Genomic DNA, 19,694 nt, shown 5'->3' with positions numbered 1-19,694 from the left:
CGTTCTGGGGGGTCCCGGGCGGCCGCCCGCCGTCACTCGACGGCGGGCGCCTCGCCACGGCCCCCGTTGACGAGCCGGGCCGCGAGGTCGAAGACCTCTCGCGACCGGCTGCGTCATGGTCAGTCTGCCTCCGGCGAGTTGACCGTGGACGCCGGGCGGTTGACGATCTGTGCCAGACCTGCGCGTTCGGCTCGCCAGCTCTGGGGTGTCACGCCGTGCGCGGCCCGGAACACCCGGCTGAAGTGCGCCTTGTCCGGAAAACCCCAGCGAGCGGCAATCGCCTGGATCGACAGCGTGCGCAGACCCGGGTCCGCCAGATCGTGCCGGCAGCGGGCCAGGCGCAGGTCCCTGATGTACGAGGCCACGGTGGATTCCTCGGCCTCGAAGAGCCGGTGGAGTGACCGCAGCGAGATGTGGTGGGCGTCGGCGACGACCTGGGGGGTGAGCCCGGCGTCCCGGAGATTGCGCTGGATGTACGCCTGCACCTGGGTGGCCAGGGCGCGGCGACGGACATCGGAGGGAACGGCGTCCTCGGCCACCAGGTGCCTGCCCAGCAGGGTGGACACGAGGTCGAGCCCGACCGTGCCGAGGCGGTCGGCATCGGCGGCGTGGTACTGCTCGGGGTGGGTGGTGACCTGGAGCATGAACTGCGCCAGCAGGGCGCCGATTCCCTCGGTGCCCGACATGCGTCCACCCAGCAGGGGCGCCAGCCGCTGCGGCGGCAGCGGCAGCATGGCGTGCGGGATGACCGCCACCACCGACCGGACGTCCTCGCGCCCGTGGGCCCCGCCCTCGTGCCGCACGCGATGCGGCAGCGAACCGTCGTAGAAGGTCAGCTCACCGGGCTGCAGGACGCTGCGTCGGCCCTCCTGGGTGGCCTCGCTGTCGCCGGTGCCGACCAGCGCGAGCAGGTACATCTCCGGGTCGGACCGCCGGATCAGCTTCTGGGTCCGGATGCCGTCCAGCGACGGGTATCGATAGCTGACCAGCGTGATGGGACCGAGCGCGACCTGCTCCGCCCGTGCGGAGAAGTCGTCCGCGTGCTCGGTCCGGATGTGCAGCGGCGCCGTCGTACGGGCGACCAGGTCCAGCCACATCCCGAAGCGGTCGCCCGCCGGCACCACGGTGGTGTCGATGGTGGTCCGCTGCAGCATCCGCCGCCTCCTGCCTCTGCGTGTCCGTTCCGCCATTCTCCACGGCCCGCGGTCACCGGCCCACGGTCACCGGCCCGGAGGCCCGGGTGGCCCGTCCGGTCGGCGCGGGGCGGACGGCAGGGCCCGGTACGCCTGGGGCGACATCCCGTAGGCGGCGCGGAAGGCGCGACTGAAGTGGGCCGGGTCGGTGAACCCCCAGCGCCGCCCGATGCGGTGCACCGGATGGTGCCGCAGCAGGGGGTCGGCGAGGTCGCGGCGGCACCGGGCGAGCCGGCGCCGCCGGATCGACGCGGCCACCGTCTCCTGGTCGGGTTCGAAGAGCCGGTGCAGCGTACGCAGGGAGATGTGGTGCGCCTCGGCCACGGCCTGCGGCGTCAGGGCGGGGTCCGAGAGGTGCCGGTCGATGAACGCGTGCACCTGCGCCAGTGTCGCCAGCTGCCGTATGTCGGGCGGCAGGTCGTGCTCGGCGTCCAGGTGGTGGGCGAACAGGGTCGCCACCAGGCTCAGGGTGACGTCGGTGAGGCGTGGGGCGTCGGTGGCCTGGAACTGCTCCGGATACCGGGTGATGTGGTGCAGGTGCATGGCCAGCAGGGCTCCCGGGCCCTCGGTGCCGGACATGCGGGCCGCCGCCAGCCGGTCCACCCGGTCCGGGTGCAGCGGCAGCAGTGTCCGGGGGATCCCGACGGTGAGCGAGGCGGCCAGCTCCTGCCCACCGTGCAGGCTGCGGTGCTCCAGCCGGTGCGGACGACCCCAGTCGACCAGGGTGAAGTCGGACCGCGACATGGTGGTGTCCCGCCGCTGGGCGCTGATCGCGCTGGCACCGCTGACGGTCAGCGCGACCTGGTACAGCTCCGGGTCCGCCTGGCGGATGAGCCGCGGGGTGCGCTGGCCGGTCAGCGACTGGTAGCGGAACCGGACGAGTTGCAGGCCACCGAGGTCGACCAGGCGGGAGGTGGCCCGGAAGTCCGACACGTGGTCGCTGGACATGGCCATCGGCGCCGAGGCGCGGAACGACATGTCCAGGAAGAACGGCCACCGGTCGGCGGGTGGCACCACGGCGGTGTCCATGATCTCCGCGCGCAAGACACTCATTCCGCACCTCCCCGTGCCCGACATTCTGGATGACCCGGTGGCGGGCCGCCTCCCGGGTCAGGTCTGCGAGCGGCTCCGGACCAGCGCCTCCACGCCGTCGAGGATGCGGTCGAGGCCGAAGCTCCACTCCGCGTCGAACTCCTCCTCCTGGTCGAGCGACTCGTCGGTCAGCAGCCTCCGGATCGCCGGGTAGGGGCCGTCCCGGGTCAGCCGGGCCAGCTGCTGCCAGTAGCGGACGCCGATCTCGTCCGGGGTCAGCCCGGCCCGGCCGGCCGCCTCGCTCAGGTCCGCGGTCAACGTGGCCCAGTTGCGCGCGTACCCGCTGACCAGCATGACGGTGGAGAGCCGCTCGCCGCCGCGCAGGCCGGTGCCGTCCAGGGCGGCCAGCGCGTGCTCCATCCAGCGGACCTGGCAGGGCCCCATCGGCGGCCCGCCGATCGGGACGTGCCGGATCCACGGGTGCCGGTGGATGGTCGTGACGTTGGCCCACGCCCAGCGGGCCAGCGCCGACCGCCAGCCCTCGTCGGCGCCGCGTGGTGCGGGCGGGTCCCCGTACGCCGCGTCGACCATCAGGTCCAGCAGGTCGTTCTTGGCCGGGACGTAGCGGTACAGCGACATCGTCGCCACGCCCAGCGCCCCGGCGACCCGGCTCATCGACACCGCGCCCAGCCCGTCGGCCTCGGCCACCCCGATGGCGGCGGCCACCACCCGCTCCAGGGTCAGGCTGCGCTTCGGCCCCTTGCCGGGCCGTTCCCGCAGCCCCCAGGCGATCTCGACGCTCTCGGGAAGGTCGACGTCCTGCTCGTTCATCCGTGCCTCTCGGTCAGTGTCTTGACCGCCATCCTAGCTTCTGCGTATGGTGCACGCATTAAAGCGTACGTCGTACGCAGTAACGGAGGTGGGGTGGCATGGAGGCGGTGACGACCGCGGCGGTGGAAACCGTCGCGCTGCGCAAGTCCTTCGCCGGCGTGCGGGTGCTCGACGACCTGACCATGCGGGTGACCCGGGGAAGCGTCCACGCGCTGCTGGGGCCCAACGGCGCGGGCAAGACCACGACGGTGCGGATCCTGGCCACGCTGGCCGCGCCGGACGGCGGCACGGCCCGGGTGAACGGTCACGACGTGGTCCGCGACCGGCGCCGCGTACGCCGGACGATCAGTCTCGCCGGCCAGCACGCGGCCCTGGACGACCACCAGACCGGCACCGAGAACCTGGAGATGATGGCCCGGCTGGCCGGGCTCTCCCGGACGGCGGCGCGGCGGCGCGCGAGCGACCTGCTGGAGCGCTTCGACCTGACGTCGGCCGCCGGCCGTCGGGTGGTGACCTACTCCGGGGGCATGCGCCGCCGGCTCGACCTCGCCGCCAGCCTGGTCGGTGAGCCGTCGGTGATCTTCCTGGACGAGCCGACCACCGGGCTCGACCCGCGCAGCCGGCAGGGGCTGTGGGAGGTGGTCGGCGAGCTGGCCGGAGCGGGGGTGACGGTCCTGCTGACCACGCAGTACCTGGAGGAGGCCGACCGGCTGGCCGACCGCATCGCCGTGCTGCACGGCGGCCGGCTCGCCGCGGAGGGCACCGCGACCGAGCTGAAGCGCCGGTTCGGAGATCACCGCCTGGAGCTGACGCTGCGCGACGCGGACAGTTTCGCCGAGGCGGCGCTCCGCCTGGGCGACCGGGTCGCGCACCGCGACCCGGCCCGGTTGGAGCTGGGCGTCACCACCGACGGCAGCGCCCCGCACATGCGCCGCCTGCTCGACGAGGTGGACCCGGACGGACGCGCGATCATCCGGTTCGGAGTCCGTACGGCCACCCTCGACGACGTCTTCCTCAGCCTGACCGGGCAGGCGGGCCCGGCCGACCGGGAGGTGGCCGGTGTCTGAGCTGACCGTCCGGCCGGCCGACACGCTGGTCATGGTGGGGCGCTGCGTACGACTGTCCCGCCGCAACACCGACGCGCTGCTGACCTCCTTGCTGCTGCCGGTGATCCTGATGCTGCTCTTCGTCTACCTCTTCGGCGGCGCCATCGACACCGGCAGCGCGTACGTCACCTACGTCGTTCCCGGCGTGCTTCTGCTGTGCGCCGGTTTCGGGGCGGCCTCGACAGCGGTCAGCGTCACCACCGACCTGACCAACGGCGTGGTGGAACGGTTCCGCACGATGGACGTCGGCGCCACCGCCATCCTCTTCGGGCACGTCGCGGCGAGCGTGGTCCGCAACACGGTCTCCACCGTGTTGGTGCTGGCGGTCGCGGTGGCGATCGGCTTCCGGCCGGCCGTCGACCCGCTGCGCTGGCTCGCCGCGGCCGGGGTGCTGCTGCTGTTCCTGCTCGCCGTCTCGTGGCTGTCCGCCGCGTTCGGGTTGCTCGCCCGCACTCCGGAGGCGGCCAACGGCTTCACCTTCCTGGTGATGTTCCTGCCCTACCCGTCCAGCGCCTTCGTGCCGGTGGAGACGATGCCGTCCTGGCTGCGGGGCTTCGCCGACCACCAGCCGGTCACCCCGGTCATCGAGACGCTGCGGGCGCTGCTGCTGGCCACCCCCGCCGGTTCCGCGCCGGCTCGCGCGGTGGCCTGGTGCCTGGGCATCCTGGTCGTGTCGGTGGCGCTGGCCGGGGTCCTGTTCCGCCGTCGCGTCGGCTGAGTCGACCGTCCGCACGGCACAGGGGCCGCCCTCTCGGGAGGGCGGCCCCTGTGCGTCGTGCCGCGATCAGTCGTTGAGCACCTGGGAGAGCCGGTCCCGGAACCGCCGCTCGGAGTCGCTGACCACGTCCCCGCCGAGGCCCAGGAGCCCGCCGCTGGACGCCGCGCCCACCACCTGCTCGGCGATCGCCACCAGCCAGTGCTTGTACGCCCCGGCCTCGCCCTCGTCCACCTTGGCGGCGAGGAGGGCGGCGGCGGCCTTCGCGCGCCCGAGCACGTCCTCGGCGAGGGCCCGGGGGTCGGCCGGCGCGATGACCGGCAGTTCCGCACCGGCCTCCGGGTCGCCCACCCGTGCGACGATCTCCCCGGCCACGGCGGCCACGAGCGGGTTCGCCGACTCCCGACCGGCGGAGATGGTCTCCAGCCCGGCCGCGCTCTCGGCCATGGTGCGCCTGGTGCCGTCGGACTCGGCGGCGCTCGCCGCGGTGAGCACCGACTGCGGGAGGCCGACCAGCAACCCCCACTCCTCGTCGGTGAAACCGAACCCGGTGTACGCCGGTTGCTCGATCACGGCAACGTCCTCCTGCTCGTCGTTCACGTCCCGCCCCGGTTGGTCGACGACGACACGGCGGGGCCGGTTCAGGCTAGTCCAGGGTCAGCAGACCCTGTTCGGACACCACGCTGACGGACAGCGTCTTGTACCCCACCTCGTCGAAGAGAACCGTCATCCGGTCCTCCTCGTAGCTGAGCACCAGGCCAGAGCCCCATTCCGGGTGCCGGACCTGGCTGTGCACGGGGAACGGTCCGACCGCGCCGTCGTCGGCGGTGCTGGTGCCGGCGTGACAGTTGTCGCAGTGCCCGCACACCTCGGTCATCTGCTCGCCGAAGTACGCCAGCAGCGTCTGGCCCCGGCAGGCGGTGGTCTCGGCGAAGGCGCGCATCATGTCGGTGCGCGACCGGGTCACGTTCTGCTGCCGCTCGGCCTCGGCGAGGGCGGCTGCGGCGGCGTCCACCGGCTCCGGGGAGTAGCGCGGCGCGCCGAGGCGCTGCTTCGCCCGGGGTTCGGCGGCGCCGACCTGCTCCAGCAGGGCGAGGTACTGCCCGAGCTTGCGCGGTCCCAGGCCGGTCACCTCGCGCAGCTCCTTCTTCGTCCGGGCCTGCTTGCGCAGCAGCGCGGACAGGTCGCGCAGCTCGGTCTCGTCCGGCAGGCCGCCGCTGAAGAACCGCTGCAGCCCGACGTCCTCCGCCCGCCAGAGCAGGAGCACCCGGGCCGGCTCGCCGTCGCGTCCGGCCCGGCCGATCTCCTGGAAGTAGCTGTCCGGCGAGTCCGGCAGCGCCGTGTGCACCACCCAGGCGATGTTGGGCTTGTCGATGCCCATCCCGAACGCGGAGGTGGCGACCATGATCGGCACCCGGTCGGCGAGGAACGCCTCGTGCAGTTCGTGGCGGGCGCCGACCGCCATGCCGCCGTGGTAGTACTGCGACGGGAAGCCGGCGTCGGTGAGCCGCGCCGCCAACTCCTCGGCGGAGCGCCGGGTGGGCACGTAGATGATGCCCGGCCGCGTGTCGTCACGCAGCAGCGTGATGAGCCGCCGCCACCGGTAGTCCTCGGTGGGGCAGTGCGCGACCTCCAGGAACAGGTTCGGCCGGTCCAGCCCGGAGACCACCACCTCGGCGTCGCACAGGCGCAGCCGGGCGATGATGTCGTCGCGGACCGGCGGCGAGGCGGTGGCGGTCAGCGCCACCACGGGAGGCCGGCCGATGCCCTCGATGAGGTGGCCCAGCGCCAGGTAGTCGGGTCGGAAGTCGTGCCCCCAGGCGGATATGCAGTGTGCCTCGTCGACCGCCACCAACGCCGGCTTGAGTGACCTCACCTCGGCCATGCGGTCGGGGTTGGTCAGCTGCTCCGGGGTGATGAAGAGGAACTCCGCCCGCCCCTCGCGGATCTCGGTGATCGCCTCGGCCTGCTGGGCCGGCGACTCGTCGGAGCTGATCCGCACGGCGCGCAGTTCCGGTCGCTGGCGCTCGTTGAGCGCCGCGATCTGGTCCTGCTGGAGGGCGAGCAGCGGGGAGATCACCACGGTCGGGCCGGGGATCAGGCTGGCCGGGATCTGGTAGATCGCCGACTTGCCGGCGCCGGTGGGAAGGACCACCAGGGCGTCGCGGCGTTTCATCACCGCGCGCATCGCGGCCAGCTGGTTCGGCCGCAGCGCGGTCCAGCCGAAGAGGTTCTTCGCCGCGCGGCGCAGGGTCATCGAGTGCGTGGACAGCTTCATCGAGGGCCGGAGGTACCCGGCGTGATCACCGGCGAAACCGCGACCCGCCGCACAGCCTCCGCACCGCTCACCGGACGCGGGGCAGGACCTCGTTCCGGTAGAGGTCGAAGAGGCCCTGCCAGTGCGGGCCGGTGTTGGCGACGTAGACCTCGTCGAAGCCGGCCTTCGCGTACTCCTCCAGCTTCGCCACGTGCGCGTCGGCGTCCCGCCCGCAGACGAACGCCTCCTTCATCATCTCCGGCCGCACCAGCTGGGCGGCCTGCTCGAAGTGGCGCGGCGAGGGCAGCACCTGGGACAGCTCACCGGGGACACCGGCGTTGGGCCAGCGCTCGTACGCGATCCGCATCCCCTCGTCCTCGCTGTCCGCGTACGCCGCCTTGAAGCCGGCCTGGCACGGCTTGTCGCCGCCACCGCCGGACCGGAACCGCTGCACCAGCTCCGCGTCGGGGGAGGTGTTGACGTACCCGTCGCCGATCCGCGCGGCCAGGTCGACCGCCTTCGGGCCGAAGCCCGAGACGTAGACCGGCGGGGGTGTGTCCGGACGGGTGTAGATCCGGGCGTGCTCCACCGTGTAGTGCTTCCCGTGGTGGTTGACGAAGCCGCCCTCCCACAGCTCGCGCATCACCGCGACGGCCTCCTCCAGCATCTCCAGCCGCACGTCGGTCTGCGGCCAGGCGTCGCCGAAGATGTGCTCGTTGAGCGCCTCGCCGGACCCGACGCCGAGCACGAAACGGCCCTCGTGCAGCACCGCGCTCGTCGCCGCGGCCTGGGCGAGCACCGCCGGGTGGATGCGGACCGTCGGGCAGGTGACGGCGGTGGTGACCGGCAGTCGGCAGACCTGGCTGAGCGCGCCGATCACGGACCACACGAAGGGGCTCTGCCCCTGCGCGTCGGTCCAGGGGTGGTAGTGGTCGGAGATCCACAGCGCCTCGAACCCGGCCCGCTCGGCGCCGCGCGCCTGCTCGACCAGCTCGGCGGGCGTGAACTCCTCGCTGGACAGGAAGTACCCGATCTTCATCTCGTCCCCTCCGCCGTGCGCACCGGTCCAACGATGCAGCCGTACCCCGGACGTGGTCGTCGAACCCGCCCGGCGGTCCCGCGTCGCCCGGCAGGGGGCGCGCGGGGCGGGATCAGCGGCGGAACATCGCGCGGATCGCGGCCAGCAGCAGCAGGCCGCCGACCACCAGACCGAGCAGGCGTACGCCGGGGATGTCGGCCGGGCTCGTCGCGTCGGCCAGCAGCACGGAATCCATCCCCGCACTCTCCCCAGCGGCGGCCGTCCCAGCAACTGTAAGGTTTATTGACTATTTGATCGCACGGTGTGACCATGGCTGCACCGCCGCCGGTGGCGGGCCCGCCGGGGCGCGGAGAAAACGGGGGTACGACGGCATGGGCGAGCGATTCCGTCAGCGCGGCGAGGTGGGAGCGTGAGCGTGGGCAACCTTGCGTCGCTGGCCGCCGCCGTCCTGCAACCCGGGTTCGTGGGCACCACCCCACCGCCGTGGGTCTGCCGGTGGCTCGGCGAGGGGCTCGGCTCGGTGGTGCTGTTCGCCCGCAACGTGGTCGACCCGGAGCAGGTCGCCGCGCTGACCGCCACCCTGCGCGCCGAACGCCCGGACGTCATCGTCGCCATCGACGAGGAGGCCGGTGACGTCACCCGGATCGAGTCGGCCCGGGGCAGCTCCCGGCCCGGCAACCTCGCCCTCGGCGCCATCGACGACCCGGCGCTGACCGAGGAGGTCGCCCGCGACCTGGGCACCGACCTGGCCGCGCTCGGGGTGACCCTGGACTACGCGCCGGACGCCGACGTCAACTCCAACCCGGACAACCCGGTGATCGGCGTACGCTCCTTCGGCGCCGAGCCCACCCTGGTGGCCCGGCACACCGCCGCCTGGGTGCGCGGCCTCCAGGCCGGCGGGGTGGCCGCCTGCGCCAAGCACTTCCCCGGGCACGGCGACACCCGGGTCGACTCGCACCACGACCTGCCGCGGATCACCGCCGACCGGGCCCGCCTGGAGGCGGTGGAGCTGGCGCCGTTCCGGGCCGCCGTGGCCGCCGGGGTGCAGGCGGTGATGACCGGTCACCTGCTGGTGCCCGCTCTGGACCCGGAGCTGCCGGCGACCCTCAGCAGCCGCATCCTGACCGGGCTGCTCCGCGACGAACTGGGCTTCTCCGGCGTGGTGGTCACCGACGCGGTGGAGATGCGGGCCGTCGCCGACCGGTACGGCTTCACCGGCGCGGCGGTACGCGCCCTGGCCGCCGGCGCCGACGCGATCTGTGTCGGTGGGGAGCACGCCGACGAGGAGTCGGCCCGGCGCCTGCGTGACGCCATCGTGGCCGCGGTGGTCTCCGGCGACCTGCCCGAGGAGCGCCTCACCGAGGCGGCCAAGCGGGTCGGCCAGCTCGCCGCGTGGACGGTGGCCGCCCGGACGGACCGCCCGCGGCGCGCCTTCGGCACGGACCCGTGCTCGCCCGTCGGCCTGGCCGCCGCCCGCCGCGCCGTCCGGGTCACCACCGCACCGGCGGGCGCCGGGACGCTGCCGCTGGCCGGGCCCGCGCACGTGGTGGAGTTCGAGCCGCCGCGCAACATCGCGATCGGCGCGGAGACCCCGTGGGGTCTCGCCGGTCCGCTGGCCGACCTGCGGCCCGGCACCACCACCGCCCGCTACGCCGAGGCCGGGGTGCCCGCCGACCCGACCGGCGGCGCCGACGGCCGCCCCCTGGTGCTGGTGGTCCGTGACCTGCACCGCCACGACTGGATGCGCCGGGCGGTGGACCGTGCGCTGACCGCCCGGCCGGACGCGGTCGTCGTCGAGCTGGGCGTACCGGAGCTGGTGACCGGTGCGGTGCACGTGGCCACGCACGGCGCCACCCGCGCCGGCGCCCGGGCCGCCGCCGAGCTTCTCACCGGCGGGCGGTGAGCCGGCGCGGCCTCAGGGCTGGGTGGTGACGAGGTCCCGGTACTCGGGGTGGCGCTCGATGAACGCGGCCACGAAGGGGCAGCGCGGCACCAGCTTCGTGCCGCGTTCCCGCAGCTGGTCGAGGGTGCCCCGGACCAGGGCCGCGCCGACGCCCATGTTCTGGAACTTCTCGTCCACCTCGGTGTGCGTGAAGACCAGCACCTCGCCCCGGGGCAGGTAGGCGGTGAATCCGGCCAGCGCGTCGTCGACCAGGATCTCGAAGCGGTGCTTGGCGGGGTTGTCCTCGACCAGGGTGCTCACCCGGCCATTGTGCGCTTACCGCCGGTCAGCCGGTCCAGTTCGGTGAGCAACCGGTCCACCTCGTCGGCGGTGTTGTAGTGGTAGATGCTGGCCCGCACCGCCCCGCCCTGCTCCCGCAGCCCCATCATCCGGAAGTACTCGTAGGCGTAGTAGTCGCCCGACGACAGGCAGAACCCGGCCGCGCCGAGCGCCTCCTGCGTCCGCTGCGGCGACTGCCCCGCGAGGCGGAAGGACACGGTCGGGCAGCGCCGGGCCGGTGAGCCGAGCACGGTCAGGCCCGGCAGCGCGGCCAGGCCGGTGAGCAGCCGCTCCAGCAGCGACTCCTCGTACGCCTGCGCGGCCGTCAGCCCGGCGCGCAGCCGCTCGCGCCGCCCGCCGGTGGCGTCCGGGTCCAGCCCGGCCAGGTGGTCCACCGCGGCGGCCACACCGGCGAGCAGCGGGAAGCTCGGCGTGCCGTACTCGAACCGGTCCGGCACCGCGTCGGACGAGGGCAGCAGCTTCTCCGGACGCAGCCGGTCCCACACGGCGCGGTCGGCGACCATCGCGGCCAGGTGCGGCCCGGACCACTTGTAGGCGCTGGTGACCAGCACGTCCGCGCCCAGCGCCGCCAGGTCGGTCGGGCCGTGCGGGACCGAGTGCACCCCGTCGACGCAGACCAGCGCACCGGCCGCGTGGGCGGTCTTGGCGATCGCCGCCACGTCCGGGACGGTGCCGATCGCGTTGCTGCCGGCGGTCACCGCCACCAGGCGGGTCCGCTCACCGACCAGGTCGGCGTACTGCCCGGCCGGCAGCTCGCCGGTCGCCGGGTCGACCTCCGCCCACCGTACGGTCGCGCCGGCCGCCTCGGCGGCCTGCACCCACGGCCGCACGTTCGCGTCGTGGTCGAGCCGGGAGACCACCACCTCGTCGCCGGGCCGCCACGTCGCGCCGAGGGTCCGGGCCAGGGTGTACGTCAGCGCGGTCGCGCTCGGCCCGAGGACCACGCCGTCCGGCTCCGCGCCGAGGAGGTCGGCGACCGCCGAGCGGGCGGCGGACACCAGGTCCAGCGAGCGGCGGCCCGGGGTGAACGCGGCGCTGCGGTTGCCGATCGCGGTCCGCATGGCGTCGGTCACGGCGTCGACGACGGGCGCGGCGGTCTGCGTCCCGCCGGCGCCGTCGAAGTGGACGAAGCCCTCGGTCAGGGCGGGGTAGGCGGCCCGGGTGCGGGCGATGTCGAACGGCATGCCGGGACCCTAACGGTGTCGCCGTCGTCTCGTACCCTTGCGGCGTGACGAACCGACGCGTGATCCCCCCGCTCACCCCCACCCGCCGGGCCGCCGGCCTGCTGGCCGGACTGGCGCTCGGCGTCGCCGTGCTCGCCGGTTGCAGTTCCGAGGGCGCCGACACCGACTGCGGCCTGGACGCCTGCACGGTGACCTTCGACCGGGGCGTCAACGCCGAGGCGAACATCCTCGGCGTCGAGGCCAAGCTGGTCGGCGCACAGGACGACCAGGTCACCGTCGAGGTCGCCGGCGAGCAGCTCACCCTGACCAAAGGCCAGCAGGCCGCCGAGGTGGCCGGCCTGAACGTGACCCTCGACAGCGTTACCGACCAGAACGTCACGATTCGCGTGGCGCGTCCGTAATTCACCTCGAACAGCAGGTGGGCGGCGGTGGCCCACGTTTGGAAATCTTCGCATCCGGAGATTGAGGCGCCATGTCTCTCACCCGGAACGCCGAAGCCACCGCCGCCCGTACGGCGAACAGCAGGTGGCTGGAACTCCTCGCCCGCGCCGGCTTCATCGGCTACGGCGTCGTGCACCTCCTGTTCGCCTGGCTGGCCCTGCAGATCGCGTTCGGGACGCCCGCCGCCGACGGCGACCAGTCCGGTGCGCTGCGCACCATCGCCGCCCAGCCCATGGGCAAGGCCATCGTCATCGCGATCGCCGTCGGCATGGTGGCCATGGCCATCTGGCAGGCACTGGAGGCCATCGCCGGCCACCGCGCCGAGGGCGACGACCGCACCAAGGAGCGCGTCCTCTCGGTGGCCCGCACGGTCGTCTACCTGTGGCTCGCCTGGACCGCCTACAAGGTCGTCTCGAACGCGAACTCGGACAGCGCCAGCAAGCAGGAGGAGCTGACCGCCAAGCTGATGGAGTCCACCGGCGGTCGGTGGCTGGTCGGTCTCGCCGGCCTGGTGCTGCTCGGCATCGGCATCGGCATGGCCGTCTACGGCATCAAGAAGAAGTTCATGAAGCGGCTGAAGACCGGCGAGATGTCGCCGAAGACCAGCCAGCTGGCGCGCCGTCTCGGTATGGCCGGGTACGCCGCCCGGGGCGCCGCCTTCGGCATCACGGGCGCGCTGGTCGTCCTCGCCGCCGTCAACTACGACCCGGAGAAGGCCCGTGGCCTCGACGCCGCGCTGCGCACGCTGCGCGAGCAGTCGTACGGCCCGATCCTGCTCGTGCTCGTCGCCCTCGGCATCGCGGCCTTCGGCCTCTACTGCTTCCTCCAGTCCCGGTACCGCAAGGTCTGACACTGGTCGATTCCGGGTTCGCCGGGCACCATGGGGCTTTTGCCCGAAGCAGGGCCGCCCGGTCGAAGAGGGAGAAGAACACGTGCAGAGGTACGTCTGGACGATCGTCGCCGTGCTCGCCGCGGCGGCGATCGCCCTGTTCGTGGTGGAGGTCGTGCACCGGGTGATCCGGCGTCTCGGCCGGCGCTCGCTGCTGATGACCGAGCTCACCCAGCACGCGCACCGCTCGTTCCAGGTCGCGGCGACGGTCCTGGCGGTGCACTTCGCCGTCCGGTTCAGCACGGGGTACGCGGTGGGCACCCAGTGGCGGCAGGTGGTCCTGCACCTGCTGGTGCTCGCCGTGATAGCGACCGCCGCGTGGCTGGTCGCCGCCCTGCTGGTGGTGGCCGAGGACACCGCGCTCGCCCGGTTCCGGGTGGACGTGCCGGACAACCGGCACGCCCGGCGGGTGCGGACGCAGGTGGTGCTGCTGCGCCGGCTGACCATCGCCGTGATCGTCGTGCTGACCATCGGTGTGATGCTGATGACCTTCCCCGCCGTCCGGGGCATCGGCGCCGGCGTGCTGACCAGTGCCGGTGTCGTCGGTGTGGTCGCGGCGCTGGCCGCGCAGAGCCTGCTCGGCAACGTCTTCGCCGGCCTCCAGCTCGCCTTCAGCGACGCGGTGCGCCTCGACGACGTGGTGGTCGTCGAGGGGGAGTGGGGCCGGATCGAGGAGCTGACCCTCAGCTACGTGGTGGTCCAGATCTGGGACGACCGGCGGCTGATCCTGCCCACCTCGTACTTCACCAGCACGCCGTTCCAGAACTGGACCCGGACCGAGGCGGCGGTGCTCGGCACGGCCGAGTTCGACGTCGACTGGTCGATCCCGGTGCAGGCGATGCGGGAGGAGCTGCGCCGGCTGGTGGAGAGCAGCGAACTGTGGGACGGGCGGGTCTGCGTCCTGCAGGTCACCGACGCGACCGGCGGCACGGTCACGGTCCGCGCGCTGGTCAGCGCCGCCAACGCCGGCAGCCTGTGGGACCTGCGCTGCCTCGTCCGCGAGCACCTGGTCGCCTGGGTCCGTGACCACCGGCCCACGGCCATGCCGCGCCTGCGGACCGAGGTCGGCGACGCCGGTGGCGACCTGCCCTGGCAGTGGGTGCAGCCCCGCCGCCCGGTCCGCCGCCCGGCCGACGCCGAGGTGCCCGACGATGCCCGGGTGTTCGGCGGCAGCGACGACGGGGACGCCCGCAGCGAGGCCTTCGTCGGCCCCGACGAACCCGCCGAAGCCCGCCGCTGACCCCCCCCCCGGGCCCGGACGGCCCGCGCCCCGGGCCTCCGCCTCCGCGCCTCCCGACTTCATTGAAGTCGGGGCTTCCCCGCGCCGGGACACCCCGATCTCAGTGAAGCGGAGTGGATCACATCCCGCTCACCGGGTGTCCGATGTGCGGCTGTACCGGGTGCCGCGCGCATCGCCGATCCCGATCGCTCGCGGGAGATCTTGGTACGGAATGGTCCCCGGAGGGGCCGTTTCCTGCCAAGATCTCTTTCGGTCCCGGTCATCGGGAGGCAGGTCCAGGGTTGGCCGGAATGGCGCCGAGTCCGGGTGCCGATCGAGGCCGCCACGGCCGAGATGTCCGCGAGGCGCGGCGTCCGGGCGTGACCTTGGGGATCTGAGGGCGTTTGGTGTGGTGGGGGAGGGATATGGCCGCCCGGGAAGTTTGACCGGGCGTTTCGTGGGGACCTGCAGCGCGACGCTTCTGCTTTCTCCCCCGGGGCCGGCGAACCGGCACCGGGAACACGGCGGTCCGCCCGTCGGGGAAAGGATTGACGGGGGGCGACTCCGGGCATACAGCGCGGGATGATGAAAGGAGGACAGCATGGCTGACGTGGCGAATACCCGCACATCCCGAAACGGGAGCGAGCCGTCCACCGCCGAGCTGGTGCAGCGGGCCACGGAGCAGGTCTCCCGTCTGGTCCGCGACGAACTGGCCCTGGCCCGGGCGGAGCTGACCCAGAAGGGCAAGCACGCCGGCATCGGCATCGGCCTCTTCGGCGGCGGCGGTGCGCTGGCGCTCTACGGCCTCGGTGCCCTGGTCGCCACCGCGATCCTGTTGCTGGACCTGGTCCTGCCCGCCTGGGCGGCCGCCCTGATCGTCGCGGTGGTGCTCTTCGCGGTGGCCGGCGTGCTGGCGCTGGTCGGTAAGAAGCAGGTCAGCCAGGCGGTCCCGCCGATGCCGGAGGCGACGGTGCGCAGCGTCCGCGCGGACGTGGACACCGTCACCGCCGCGGTGAAGGACAGGGGACGGGCATGACGGGAAACGGGCGGGGTCCCGGCGACACCGAGGCGCTCCGCGAGGAGATCCGGCGGACCCGGGTCGAGCTGGGCGAGACCGTGGAGGCGCTGGCCGCGAAGGCGGACGTGAAGGCCCGCCTGCGTTCGTCGGCGGACCAGGCGAAGGACCGGATGCGGGAGCAGGCCGCGCAGACCGTCGCCCGGATGCGCGGGCAGGCTGCGCAGAAGGCCCAGGTGGCGCGGGCACAGGCACGGGAGAGGGGCGAGGTCGTACAGCGCAACCCGACCCCGTTCGCGGCGTTGGCGGCTGGTGCGGTCGTCGCCGTGGTCGTACTGATGATTATTCGGAGGCGCAGGTGAGCAACCGGATCGGGAAGGCCGCGTACAAGCCGGTCGGCGTGCTGATGGGCATCGCCGCCGGTGCCGTCGCGGGCGCCATCTTCCGGAAGGTGTGGCAGATGACCGCGGGAGACGGCGAGGCGCCCAGCGCCACCGACGAGGACCGCGGCTGGGGGGAGGTCCTGGCGGCCGCGGCGTTGCAGGGTGCGATCTTCTCGGCCGTGCGCGCGGCCGTGGACCGGGGTGGAGCGGTGGGCGTACGACGGTTCACCGGTCGCTGGCCCGACTGACCGGCGGAAAAGCGTTCCGGCCCCTTCACCGCATCGATGGTGAGGGGGCCTTTCGCGTGGTGGCAAGCGCCCGCCCAGCGGATCTTCGGCAGCCGTCAGGTCACATGTCGGAGAATTTCGTCCAGTAGTCTGTGCAGAGTTTTGCGCACGTGGTTTGCTGATCCACGCTGTTGCGAGATGGCGTGGGTTGAGAGAAGTCTCCTCATGGGGGCCGCCTCAGGCGCCGCTGCTCGAAAACGGCCAATCGGCCGCACGGCGTGCTCGGCCGCCAGTTTTAGAAGGAGATACACATGGCGCAGGGAACCGTGAAGTGGTTCAACGCTGACAAGGGCTTCGGCTTCATCACCGTCGACGGCGGGGGTGCTGACGTGTTCGTCCACTTCTCGGCCATCCAGACCAGCGGTTACCGCACGCTGGAGGAGAACCAGCGGGTGGAGTTCGAGATCGCCCAGGGTCAGAAGGGTCCGCAGGCCGAGCAGGTCCGCCCCATCTGAGCGGTGCCGGTCGGCAGCCGCCGGCCATTGGGTGATCCGGCCCCCCGGATCTCAGTGAAGCCCCGTACCCCGTCCCGGGATGCGGGGCTTTCCCCTGTCCGTGATGGAGGGTGCCGCCCGACGTCCGGTCGCCCGGCGGTCAGCGGCGCGCGCGGGCGCGCAGGCCGAGCCAGATCACCACCAGTCCGACCAGGACGGAGACCGGGCCGACGACCGCCCAGATCCGCTGGTCGGTCATCACGCTGCCCTCGACGTAGCCGAGGCCCTGCACGGTCCAGACCGCGCCGAGCACCACGGCGAGCAGGCCGAGGGTGAGGGCCAGCCACCCCTTCATCGTGTTCTCCCTCCGTGCCGGCTCCGTGCCGGTCCGCCCGTTCACCACCGGTGGTGCACCTGCGGCCGGATCAGCTCGTCGTAGACCTCCGCCACGACGGTCCGCTCGCGCTCGGACAGCGGCGGTTGCCCCGCCACGGCGGTGTTGGCCCGGGCCTGCGCGGCGTCGCGGGCCCCGGGGATGACCACGGTCACGCCGGGGGAGTCGACGACCCAGCGGAGCGCGAACTGCGCCATCGTGCGGTCGGGCCCCACCAGCGGCGCGAGCCGGCGGACGGCCTCCAGACCCTGCTCGAAGTCGACGCCGGAGAAGGTCTCGCCGACGTCGAACGCCTCGCCCCGCCGGTTGTACGACCGGTGGTCGTCGGGGGCGAAGGTGGTGTGCTCGTCGTACCGGCCGGAGAGCAGGCCACTGGCCAGTGGCACGCGGGCGACGATGCCCACCCCGGCGGCCGAGGCGGCGGGGAGCACCCGCTCCAGGGGCTTGTGCCGCAGGGCGTTGAGGATGATCTGGACGCTCGCCACGCCGGGTCGGGCGATCGCCGTGAGCGCCTCGTCGCAGGTCTCCACGCTGACCCCGTACCCGGCGATGCGCTCCTCGGCGACCAGCGTGTCGAGGGCGTCGAAGACCGCGTCGTCGGCGAAGACCGCCGTCGGCGGGCAGTGCAACTGCACCAGGTCCAGGGTGTCCACGCCGAGGTTGCGCCGGGAGCGGTCGGTCCACTGCCGGAAGTGCGCGAGGGTGTACGCCTCGGGCCGCTGCTCCACCCGCCGGCCCATCTTGGTGGCCACGGTGAGGCCGGCGTCTCCCCGGGTGCGCAGGAAGCGGCCGATCAGCTGCTCGCTGCGCCCGTCGCCGTAGACGTCGGCGGTGTCGAGAAAGGAGACGCCCGAGTCGACCGCGGCGGCGAGTACGCCCATCGCGTCGTCCTCGGTGACCGTGCCCCAGTCGGCGCCGAGCTGCCAGGCGCCCAGCCCGATCACCCCGACGTCCCGCCCGAGCCGGGGGAAGGTTCGCTGCTCCATGACTCAGAGCCTAGTGATCCGCTTGCCGGGGCGCGCGGCGGGCCGTACGGTAAACAAGACGGACGTACGGTTTGGGAGGCGCCATGTGGGACCCGGTGACGTACCTGCGCTACGGCGACGAGCGCTCGCGCCCCTTCCACGACCTGGTGGCCCGGGTCCCGGCGGACCGGCCCCGCGCGGTGGTCGACCTGGGCTGCGGCCCCGGCACGCTGACCGCGACCCTCGCCGCGCGGTGGCCGGCGGCCCGCGTGCGCGGCCTGGACTCCTCGCCGGAGATGGTCGCCCGCGCCGCCGCCGTCACCACGGTCAGCGTCGCCGAGGGTGACGTCCTGCACTGGCGGCCCGACCCCGACACCGACGTCGTGGTCTGCAACGCGGTGCTCCAGTGGGTGCCCGACCACCGGCGCCTGCTCACCCGGTGGGCCGCCGAGCTGCCCGCCGGCGCGTGGCTCGCGGTGCAGGTGCCCGGCAACTTCGACGCCCCGTCGCACCGGGCGCTGCGCGAGGTCGCCGCGCGGCCCGCCTGGCGCGACACGCTCGCCCCGCTGCTGCGGGAGGCGCCGGTCGACGACCCGGTCGGCTACGCCACGCTGCTGACCGCCGCCGGCTGCGCCGTCGACGCCTGGGAGACTACCTACGTGCACCTGCTGCCGGCCCGCGCCGACGCGGACCACCCCGTCCTGTCGTGGATGGAGGGGACCGCGCTCCGGCCGGTCCGCGCGGCCCTGGACGCCGCCGGCTGGTCCGACTTCCGGACCGAGCTGGGCGTACGGCTCACCGAGGCGTACCCGGTGCGGCAGGGTCGGGTGTACTTCCCGTTCCGACGCGTTTTCGTCGTCGCCCGAACCGGCGCCCGTGCCGAGGAGAACAAGTGACCGACCTGCCCACGTTCATCGCCGGACTGCCCAAGGTGGAGCTGCACGTGCACCACGTCGGCTCCGCCTCACCCCGGATCGTCGCCGAGTTGGCCGCCCGGCACGAGGGGCGTACGCCGGTGCCGGCCGACCCGGCGGCGCTCGCCGACTACTTCGTGTTCCGCGACTTCGCGCACTTCATCGAGCTGTACCTGAGCGTGGTGGACCTCGTCCGCGACCCGGAGGACGTCTGGATCCTCACCCACGAGGTGGCCCGGGAGCTGGCCCGCCAGCAGGTCCGCTACGCGGAGTTGACCGTGACGCCGTACTCGCACGTGCACCGGGGGATCCCGGCACCGGCGTTCTGCGAGGCGATCGAGGACGCCCGCAAGCGGGCCGCGGCCGACTTCGGCATCGAGCTGCGCTGGTGCTTCGACATCCCCGGCGAGGCCGGCCTGCCGGCGGCCGAGGAGACGCTGCGCATCTCGCTGGAGGAGCGCCCGGACGGGCTGATCAGCTTCGGGCTGGGCGGCCCGGAGATCGGCGTGCCGCGCCCGCAGTTCAAGCCCTACTTCGACCAGGCGCGGGCGGCCGGCCTGCGCTCCGTGCCGCACGCCGGGGAGACCACCGGCCCGCAGACCGTCTGGGACGCGCTGCGTGACCTGGGCGCCGAGCGGATCGGGCACGGCATCTCCGCCGCCGAGGACCCGGAGCTGCTGGCGTACCTGGCGGAGCACCGGATCGCCCTGGAGGTCTGCCCGACCTCCAACGTGCGCACCCGCGCCGTCGCCACGATCGACGAGCACCCGCTGCGGCGGCTGGTCGACGCCGGCGTACTGGTCACCGTCAACTCCGACGACCCGCCGATGTTCGGCACCACCCTCAACGACGAGTACGCGGTGGCCGCCCGGCTGCTCGGCGTCGGCCCGGAGGGTCTGGCGGCGCTGGCGAAGGACGCCGTGTCCGCGTCCTTCCTCGACATCGGCGGGAAGCAGCGGATCAGCGCGGAGATCGACGCGTACGTGGCCACCGGTCGATGAGGGGAGTGGCGGGGGGGGGGGGGCGGGGGGGGGGGGGGGGGGGGGCCCCCCCCCCCCCCCGCCCCCGGTCGGACTGACCGTCGGGTCAGCGACGCCCGTTGGTGCGGGCGGTGTCCTTGCCCAACGCCTTCGTGAGGTCGTCGGCCGGACGCC

General features: G+C 73.3%; 23 protein-coding genes. 12 read left to right on the top strand and 11 right to left on the bottom strand.

The annotated features are described in order from the left end of the window. Positions 1-119: 119 nt before the first annotated feature. The 3 genes from ACIBR0_RS28120 to ACIBR0_RS28110 form a co-directional block, all read right to left on the bottom strand. Positions 120-1,154 (bottom strand): helix-turn-helix domain-containing protein, encoded by a 1,035-nt coding sequence (locus ACIBR0_RS28120; RefSeq protein ID WP_396720615.1) that lies wholly within the window; start codon positions 1,152-1,154, stop codon positions 120-122. A gap of 66 nt (positions 1,155-1,220) precedes the next feature. After that, complete coding sequence (locus ACIBR0_RS28115; protein ID WP_396720613.1) at positions 1,221-2,246, bottom strand: helix-turn-helix domain-containing protein; 1,026 nt, start codon at positions 2,244-2,246, stop codon at positions 1,221-1,223. Positions 2,247-2,303: 57 nt separating this feature from the next. After that, the gene (locus tag ACIBR0_RS28110; RefSeq protein WP_396720611.1) at positions 2,304-3,056 is read right to left on the bottom strand and encodes a TetR/AcrR family transcriptional regulator; all 753 of its coding nucleotides are present in this window, start codon (positions 3,054-3,056) and stop codon (positions 2,304-2,306) included. A gap of 98 nt (positions 3,057-3,154) precedes the next feature. Here ACIBR0_RS28110 and ACIBR0_RS28105 point away from each other — a divergent pair, with 98 nt between their 5' ends. Further along, positions 3,155-4,123, top strand: a complete 969-nt coding sequence (locus tag ACIBR0_RS28105; RefSeq protein ID WP_396720609.1) for an ATP-binding cassette domain-containing protein — start codon at positions 3,155-3,157, stop codon at positions 4,121-4,123. After that, positions 4,116-4,880, top strand: a complete 765-nt coding sequence (locus tag ACIBR0_RS28100; protein WP_357033290.1) for an ABC transporter permease — start codon at positions 4,116-4,118, stop codon at positions 4,878-4,880. The genes ACIBR0_RS28105 and ACIBR0_RS28100 overlap by 8 nt, the downstream gene beginning before the upstream one ends. Positions 4,881-4,946: 66 nt before the next feature. Here ACIBR0_RS28100 and ACIBR0_RS28095 read toward each other — a convergent pair whose 3' ends face one another. The 4 genes from ACIBR0_RS28095 to ACIBR0_RS28080 all read right to left on the bottom strand — a co-directional run bounded on the left by ACIBR0_RS28095 (position 4,947) and on the right by ACIBR0_RS28080 (position 8,408). After that, positions 4,947-5,450, bottom strand: a complete 504-nt coding sequence (locus tag ACIBR0_RS28095) for a hypothetical protein (protein ID WP_357033316.1) — start codon at positions 5,448-5,450, stop codon at positions 4,947-4,949. A 73-nt stretch (positions 5,451-5,523) separates the two neighbouring features. After that, positions 5,524-7,155 carry a RecQ family ATP-dependent DNA helicase gene (locus ACIBR0_RS28090; RefSeq protein ID WP_396720606.1) on the bottom strand — a complete coding sequence of 544 codons (1,632 nt, stop codon included), beginning with the start codon at positions 7,153-7,155 and terminating at the stop codon, positions 5,524-5,526. A gap of 67 nt (positions 7,156-7,222) precedes the next feature. Further along, positions 7,223-8,173, bottom strand: coding sequence for a TIGR03557 family F420-dependent LLM class oxidoreductase (locus ACIBR0_RS28085; RefSeq protein WP_396720604.1), 951 nt, complete (start codon positions 8,171-8,173; stop codon positions 7,223-7,225). A 112-nt stretch (positions 8,174-8,285) separates the two neighbouring features. Next, positions 8,286-8,408, bottom strand: coding sequence for a hypothetical protein (locus ACIBR0_RS28080; RefSeq protein WP_357033281.1), 123 nt, complete (start codon positions 8,406-8,408; stop codon positions 8,286-8,288). 174 nt (positions 8,409-8,582) lie between these two features. On the opposite strand from ACIBR0_RS28080, the gene ACIBR0_RS28075 reads away from it, so the two are divergent. Then, on the top strand, positions 8,583-10,076 hold the full coding sequence (locus tag ACIBR0_RS28075; protein ID WP_396720602.1) for a glycoside hydrolase family 3 protein: 1,494 nt from the start codon (positions 8,583-8,585) through the stop codon (positions 10,074-10,076). Between the two features lie 12 nt (positions 10,077-10,088). Here the strand turns inward: ACIBR0_RS28075 and ACIBR0_RS28070 are convergent, their stop codons facing one another. Then, on the bottom strand, positions 10,089-10,376 hold the full coding sequence (locus ACIBR0_RS28070; RefSeq protein ID WP_357036233.1) for a GNAT family N-acetyltransferase: 288 nt from the start codon (positions 10,374-10,376) through the stop codon (positions 10,089-10,091). Continuing rightward, positions 10,373-11,599: a cysteine desulfurase-like protein gene (locus ACIBR0_RS28065; RefSeq protein WP_396720599.1), complete on the bottom strand. Its 1,227-nt coding sequence runs from the start codon at positions 11,597-11,599 to the stop codon at positions 10,373-10,375. Before ACIBR0_RS28065 ends, ACIBR0_RS28070 begins: the two co-directional genes overlap by 4 nt. Positions 11,600-11,643: 44 nt before the next feature. Between ACIBR0_RS28065 and ACIBR0_RS28060 the strand changes: the two genes are divergently transcribed. The 7 genes from ACIBR0_RS28060 to ACIBR0_RS28030 all read left to right on the top strand — a co-directional run bounded on the left by ACIBR0_RS28060 (position 11,644) and on the right by ACIBR0_RS28030 (position 16,288). Further along, complete coding sequence (locus tag ACIBR0_RS28060; protein WP_396720597.1) at positions 11,644-12,000, top strand: hypothetical protein; 357 nt, start codon at positions 11,644-11,646, stop codon at positions 11,998-12,000. 71 nt (positions 12,001-12,071) lie between these two features. Then, positions 12,072-12,890: a DUF1206 domain-containing protein gene (locus ACIBR0_RS28055; RefSeq protein ID WP_396720595.1), complete on the top strand. Its 819-nt coding sequence runs from the start codon at positions 12,072-12,074 to the stop codon at positions 12,888-12,890. A gap of 82 nt (positions 12,891-12,972) precedes the next feature. Next, positions 12,973-14,169 carry a mechanosensitive ion channel family protein gene (locus ACIBR0_RS28050; protein WP_396720593.1) on the top strand — a complete coding sequence of 399 codons (1,197 nt, stop codon included), beginning with the start codon at positions 12,973-12,975 and terminating at the stop codon, positions 14,167-14,169. Between the two features lie 580 nt (positions 14,170-14,749). After that, entirely contained in the window at positions 14,750-15,184 is a 435-nt protein-coding gene (locus ACIBR0_RS28045) for a phage holin family protein (protein WP_357036248.1), read from the top strand. Next, positions 15,181-15,525: a DUF3618 domain-containing protein gene (locus ACIBR0_RS28040; protein WP_357036251.1), complete on the top strand. Its 345-nt coding sequence runs from the start codon at positions 15,181-15,183 to the stop codon at positions 15,523-15,525. The genes ACIBR0_RS28045 and ACIBR0_RS28040 overlap by 4 nt, the downstream gene beginning before the upstream one ends. Continuing rightward, positions 15,522-15,794: a DUF4235 domain-containing protein gene (locus ACIBR0_RS28035; RefSeq protein WP_357036254.1), complete on the top strand. Its 273-nt coding sequence runs from the start codon at positions 15,522-15,524 to the stop codon at positions 15,792-15,794. Before ACIBR0_RS28040 ends, ACIBR0_RS28035 begins: the two co-directional genes overlap by 4 nt. A 290-nt stretch (positions 15,795-16,084) precedes the next feature. Further along, entirely contained in the window at positions 16,085-16,288 is a 204-nt protein-coding gene (locus ACIBR0_RS28030) for a cold-shock protein (RefSeq protein ID WP_007075740.1), read from the top strand. 139 nt (positions 16,289-16,427) lie between these two features. Here the strand turns inward: ACIBR0_RS28030 and ACIBR0_RS28025 are convergent, their stop codons facing one another. Both ACIBR0_RS28025 and ACIBR0_RS28020 read right to left on the bottom strand, forming a co-directional pair. Continuing rightward, positions 16,428-16,622, bottom strand: coding sequence for a hypothetical protein (locus ACIBR0_RS28025; protein WP_357036258.1), 195 nt, complete (start codon positions 16,620-16,622; stop codon positions 16,428-16,430). Positions 16,623-16,663: 41 nt separating this feature from the next. Continuing rightward, positions 16,664-17,647 carry an aldo/keto reductase gene (locus ACIBR0_RS28020; protein ID WP_396720590.1) on the bottom strand — a complete coding sequence of 328 codons (984 nt, stop codon included), beginning with the start codon at positions 17,645-17,647 and terminating at the stop codon, positions 16,664-16,666. A gap of 83 nt (positions 17,648-17,730) precedes the next feature. On the opposite strand from ACIBR0_RS28020, the gene ACIBR0_RS28015 reads away from it, so the two are divergent. Together ACIBR0_RS28015 and ACIBR0_RS28010 are read left to right on the top strand one after the other, a co-directional pair. Further along, complete coding sequence (locus ACIBR0_RS28015) at positions 17,731-18,522, top strand: trans-aconitate 2-methyltransferase (RefSeq protein ID WP_396720589.1); 792 nt, start codon at positions 17,731-17,733, stop codon at positions 18,520-18,522. Beyond that, positions 18,519-19,541, top strand: a complete 1,023-nt coding sequence (locus tag ACIBR0_RS28010; protein WP_396720587.1) for an adenosine deaminase — start codon at positions 18,519-18,521, stop codon at positions 19,539-19,541. Before ACIBR0_RS28015 ends, ACIBR0_RS28010 begins: the two co-directional genes overlap by 4 nt. Positions 19,542-19,694 lie beyond the last annotated feature (153 nt).

The organism is Micromonospora sp. NPDC049497 (assembly GCF_044465805.1).
GTDB lineage: Bacteria > Actinomycetota > Actinomycetes > Mycobacteriales > Micromonosporaceae > Micromonospora.
Note: the sequence above shows the minus strand (reverse complement) of the source record. Positions and strands in the feature narration are given on the sequence as shown.

Excerpts from the sequence above, each read along its gene's own strand:
- ACIBR0_RS28090 (WP_396720606.1), bottom strand. The coding sequence starts at position 7,155 with ATGAAGCTGTCCACGCACTCGATGACCCTGCGCCGCGCGGCGAAGAAC.
- ACIBR0_RS28040 (WP_357036251.1), top strand. The coding sequence starts at position 15,181 with ATGACGGGAAACGGGCGGGGTCCCGGCGACACCGAGGCGCTCCGCGAG.
- ACIBR0_RS28030 (WP_007075740.1), top strand. The coding sequence starts at position 16,085 with ATGGCGCAGGGAACCGTGAAGTGGTTCAACGCTGACAAGGGCTTCGGC.
- ACIBR0_RS28025 (WP_357036258.1), bottom strand. The coding sequence starts at position 16,622 with ATGAAGGGGTGGCTGGCCCTCACCCTCGGCCTGCTCGCCGTGGTGCTC.
- ACIBR0_RS28120 (WP_396720615.1), bottom strand. The coding sequence starts at position 1,154 with ATGCTGCAGCGGACCACCATCGACACCACCGTGGTGCCGGCGGGCGAC.
- ACIBR0_RS28085 (WP_396720604.1), bottom strand. The coding sequence starts at position 8,173 with ATGAAGATCGGGTACTTCCTGTCCAGCGAGGAGTTCACGCCCGCCGAG.
- ACIBR0_RS28115 (WP_396720613.1), bottom strand. The coding sequence starts at position 2,246 with ATGAGTGTCTTGCGCGCGGAGATCATGGACACCGCCGTGGTGCCACCC.
- ACIBR0_RS28045 (WP_357036248.1), top strand. The coding sequence starts at position 14,750 with ATGGCTGACGTGGCGAATACCCGCACATCCCGAAACGGGAGCGAGCCG.
- ACIBR0_RS28105 (WP_396720609.1), top strand. The coding sequence starts at position 3,155 with ATGGAGGCGGTGACGACCGCGGCGGTGGAAACCGTCGCGCTGCGCAAG.
- ACIBR0_RS28110 (WP_396720611.1), bottom strand. The coding sequence starts at position 3,056 with ATGAACGAGCAGGACGTCGACCTTCCCGAGAGCGTCGAGATCGCCTGG.
- ACIBR0_RS28020 (WP_396720590.1), bottom strand. The coding sequence starts at position 17,647 with ATGGAGCAGCGAACCTTCCCCCGGCTCGGGCGGGACGTCGGGGTGATC.
- ACIBR0_RS28015 (WP_396720589.1), top strand. The coding sequence starts at position 17,731 with ATGTGGGACCCGGTGACGTACCTGCGCTACGGCGACGAGCGCTCGCGC.
- ACIBR0_RS28065 (WP_396720599.1), bottom strand. The coding sequence starts at position 11,599 with ATGCCGTTCGACATCGCCCGCACCCGGGCCGCCTACCCCGCCCTGACC.
- ACIBR0_RS28080 (WP_357033281.1), bottom strand. The coding sequence starts at position 8,408 with ATGGATTCCGTGCTGCTGGCCGACGCGACGAGCCCGGCCGACATCCCC.
- ACIBR0_RS28055 (WP_396720595.1), top strand. The coding sequence starts at position 12,072 with ATGTCTCTCACCCGGAACGCCGAAGCCACCGCCGCCCGTACGGCGAAC.